5 protein-coding genes are annotated in these 3,011 nt (G+C 63.5%); 4 read left to right on the top strand and 1 reads right to left on the bottom strand.

The annotated features are described in order from the left end of the window. From EN993_RS33905 to EN993_RS33890, 4 genes are all read left to right on the top strand, one after another. The coding region (locus tag EN993_RS33905; protein WP_164757994.1) for a helix-turn-helix transcriptional regulator at window positions 1–335 on the top strand (335 nt) is incomplete at its 5' end. A 108-nt stretch (window positions 336–443) separates the two neighbouring features. Continuing rightward, window positions 444–923: a carboxymuconolactone decarboxylase family protein gene (locus EN993_RS33900; protein ID WP_109666128.1), complete on the top strand. Its 480-nt coding sequence runs from the start codon at window positions 444–446 to the stop codon at window positions 921–923. An 80-nt stretch (window positions 924–1,003) separates the two neighbouring features. Beyond that, entirely contained in the window at window positions 1,004–1,366 is a 363-nt protein-coding gene (locus EN993_RS33895) for a nuclear transport factor 2 family protein (protein ID WP_109666739.1), read from the top strand. 151 nt (window positions 1,367–1,517) lie between these two features. After that, entirely contained in the window at window positions 1,518–1,832 is a 315-nt protein-coding gene (locus tag EN993_RS33890; RefSeq protein ID WP_127266060.1) for a hypothetical protein, read from the top strand. 136 nt (window positions 1,833–1,968) lie between these two features. Here the strand turns inward: EN993_RS33890 and EN993_RS33885 are convergent. Next, window positions 1,969–3,011 (bottom strand): gamma-aminobutyraldehyde dehydrogenase (locus tag EN993_RS33885; protein WP_164757993.1); only part of this gene is annotated, 1,043 nt, incomplete at its 5' end.

Raw genomic sequence — 3,011 nt, 5'->3', positions numbered from 1 at the left:
GCTCGGGCCTGCATTTCGCTGATGCCGGGCGGATCACGCTGGACGATCTGGACGAGCCGCTGGCGCTGGTCCAGGCGATGACTGAACAACATCTGGAGCCCGACTGTCGCGCGCGGACCCGAACGACCGAACCGGCCGTATTGACGGCGCGCGAAAGCGAAGTGGTGAGCCTGATTGCCGACGGCAAGAGCAATGCCGCAATTGCCGCCGAATTGAGGCTGAGCGAGCACACGGTCAAGCGCCACGTCGCCAATATACTGCTCAAGCTGGATTTGCCGTCGCGAGCGGCTGCGGCGGCGTTCTCTGTCCGACACACTGGCCCAGACGGGCCATAGGAGCCATGGCGCTTTCGGGCGAAGCGGCCAAGGGCAGGCAAGCGCTATCAATTCTCCCATGCAGGCCAGGCAGATGTCGCCGGGAAGGCGCTGCGAACGGAGGAGGAAATGCTGAAGTCAAACCGGACACTCAAATCGCTGGTGATAGCGGCAGGCGTTGGAGCACTGTTCGCCATCGCCCCGGCAAAGGCCGAGGATGCATCGGCAGCGGCTGCCTACAAGGATATCGAGGCGACGCTCGGCTCGGTGCCGGACATGTTCAGGACGCTGCCGGATGTTGCCGTCGCCGGCGCCTGGGCCGAGATCAAGGGCGTGCAGCTCAATCCAAAGACCGCGCTTGACGGCAAGACCAAGGAACTGTTGGGCCTCGCCGTCGCGGCGCAGATCCCATGCCAGTACTGCATCTATTTCCACACCGAGGCGGCCAAGCTCAATGGCGCCAGCGACGAGGAGATCAAGGAGGCAGTGGCGATGGCCGCGATCGTGCGCCACTGGTCGACGATGCTCAACGGCAGCCAGGTCGATCTGAAGACCTTCAAGAAGCAGACCGACGACGTGTTCGCGGCCGTCAAGGCGAAGTCGCAGTAAAACGACTGCCCGGCGATGAGCGCCGGGCAGCACTTCGACCATCAACCGCCCGGTCGGAAGACGGGCCAATGGAGGATGAAATGCTGACCAAGACCCAAACAGTGGATGGCGCGGCGATCAAGAAGGCTATCGAAGGCCGTGACGGCAAGATGCTGTCAAGCTTCTATGCCGACGACGCGCTGGTGCGAGTGATCGACCGCAACAACCCGCCGAGCAAGCCGCGCGAGATCCGCGGACGCGCGGCGATCAGCACATTCTGGGACGACATCTGCAGCCGCGCGATGACCCACAAGGTCGACACCACCATCGCCGACGGCGACAGCCTCGCCTTCACCCAGGCCTGCGCCTATCCGGACGGCACCAAGGTGTTCGCCGCGGCGATGCTGGAGCTGAAGAACGGGCGGATCGCACGGCAGACCGTCGTGCAGGCCTGGGACGAGTAGGTCAACCGCAGGGCCTGTCCATCCCGATTGAATCGGGATGGGGCTCTGTTTTTAGAGCTGGAGCATGATCCTGAAAGCCGGATTCCAGTTTCGCTAACGCGGACCTTCGGCTCGGGATCACGCTCCGGCAGCAACCCTGGAGGAGAAGACAATGTTCAGCGCCAGATGGCAGATCGACGCCAAGTTCGGGCACAAGCAGACCGTGCTCGACCTGTTGAAGAAATGGGAACGCGAGATCGGCTCGCAGGTCGGCCTCGCCGAGCTGGAATTCCAGATCATGACCGGTTCGATCGGTGCCCGGGAAGCCACAGTCGAGTCGCATCACCGGGTCGAGAGCCTGGCCCAACTGGAGGCGATGTTTGCCAAGATCGGCAAGATCGACGCGCATGCCAAATGGGGCAAGGAGATGGAGCCCTATGTCGTGTCGGGCACCAGCCTGTGGAACATCTATCGCATCGTGGAGTAGCGTCCTTCTCCCCGTTCACGGGGAGAAGATGCCGGCAGGCAGATGAGGGGCGGAGCCAGCTCTGCAAGGGAAGCGCTGCCCCTCATCCGACCCTTCGGGCCACCTTCTCCCCGTAAACCGGGGAGAAGGGAAGGCGCTAACTGTGCGCCACCATCACATGCCGGACGGCGGTGTAGTCTTCCAGCGCGTAGAGCGACATGTCCTTGCCGTAGCCGGACTGCTTCAACCCGCCATGCGGCATCTCGTTGGTCAGCATGAAATGCGTGTTGATCCAGGTGCAGCCATATTGCAGGCGGGCGGCCGTCGCCATGGCGCGCGAAACGTCCTTGGTCCACACAGATGACGCCAGGCCGTAATCGCTGTCGTTGGCCCAGTTCACAGCCTCGTCGACCTCGGAAAAACGGGTGACCGAGACGACCGGCCCGAACACTTCGCGGCGCACGATCTCGTCTTCCTGCAGCGCACCGGCGACGACGGTCGGCTGGTAGTAGAAGCCGGAGCCCTCGCCCGGCTTGCCGCCGGTGGTGATCTCGATGTGCTTCAATTCCGAGGCCCGCTCGACGAAGCTCGAGACGCGGTCGCGCTGGCGGCGCGAAATCAGCGGGCCGATCTCGTTTTCGGTGTCGTCGGGACGGTTGTACTTGATGGTCGAGACGGCCGACGACAGATCGGCGACGAGCTTGTCGTAGATCTTCTTGCCGGCGTAGATGCGGCAGGCGGCGGTGCAGTCCTGGCCGGCATTGTAATAGCCGAAGGCGCGCAGGCCGTTGACCACGGCGCTGAGATCGGCATCGTCGAAGACGATGACCGGCGCCTTGCCGCCGAGCTCGAGATGCGTGCGCTTGACCGACTTGGCGGCCGCCTGCAGCACCTTCTTGCCGGTGGCGACATCGCCGGTGATCGAGATCATGTTGACCTTGGGATGGTTGATCAGCGTGTTGCCAACGCTGTCGCCGCGGCCGAGCACGACATTGACCACGCCCTCGGGCAGGATTTCGGCAAGGATCCTGGCAAGCTTCAGCGCCGTCAGCGGTGTCTGCTCAGACGGTTTGAAGACGACAGTGTTGCCGCCGGCGATGGCCGGCGCCAGCTTCCAGGCCATCATCATCAGCGGGTAGTTCCACGGCGCGATGGAGGCGACGATGCCGATGGCGTCGCGGCGCACCATCGAGGTGTGGC

Source organism: Mesorhizobium sp. M7D.F.Ca.US.004.01.2.1 (genome assembly GCF_003997785.1).
GTDB classification, from domain to species: domain Bacteria; phylum Pseudomonadota; class Alphaproteobacteria; order Rhizobiales; family Rhizobiaceae; genus Mesorhizobium; species Mesorhizobium loti.
The sequence above is the reverse complement of the archived record's forward strand: the minus strand, read 5'-3'. Positions and strand labels throughout refer to the sequence as shown.

What these genes read in the sequence shown, in the direction of transcription:
- EN993_RS33900 (WP_109666128.1), top strand. Translation starts at nt 444, where the DNA reads ATGCTGAAGTCAAACCGGACACTCAAATCGCTGGTGATAGCGGCAGGC.
- EN993_RS33895 (WP_109666739.1), top strand. Translation starts at nt 1,004, where the DNA reads ATGCTGACCAAGACCCAAACAGTGGATGGCGCGGCGATCAAGAAGGCT.
- EN993_RS33890 (WP_127266060.1), top strand. Translation starts at nt 1,518, where the DNA reads ATGTTCAGCGCCAGATGGCAGATCGACGCCAAGTTCGGGCACAAGCAG.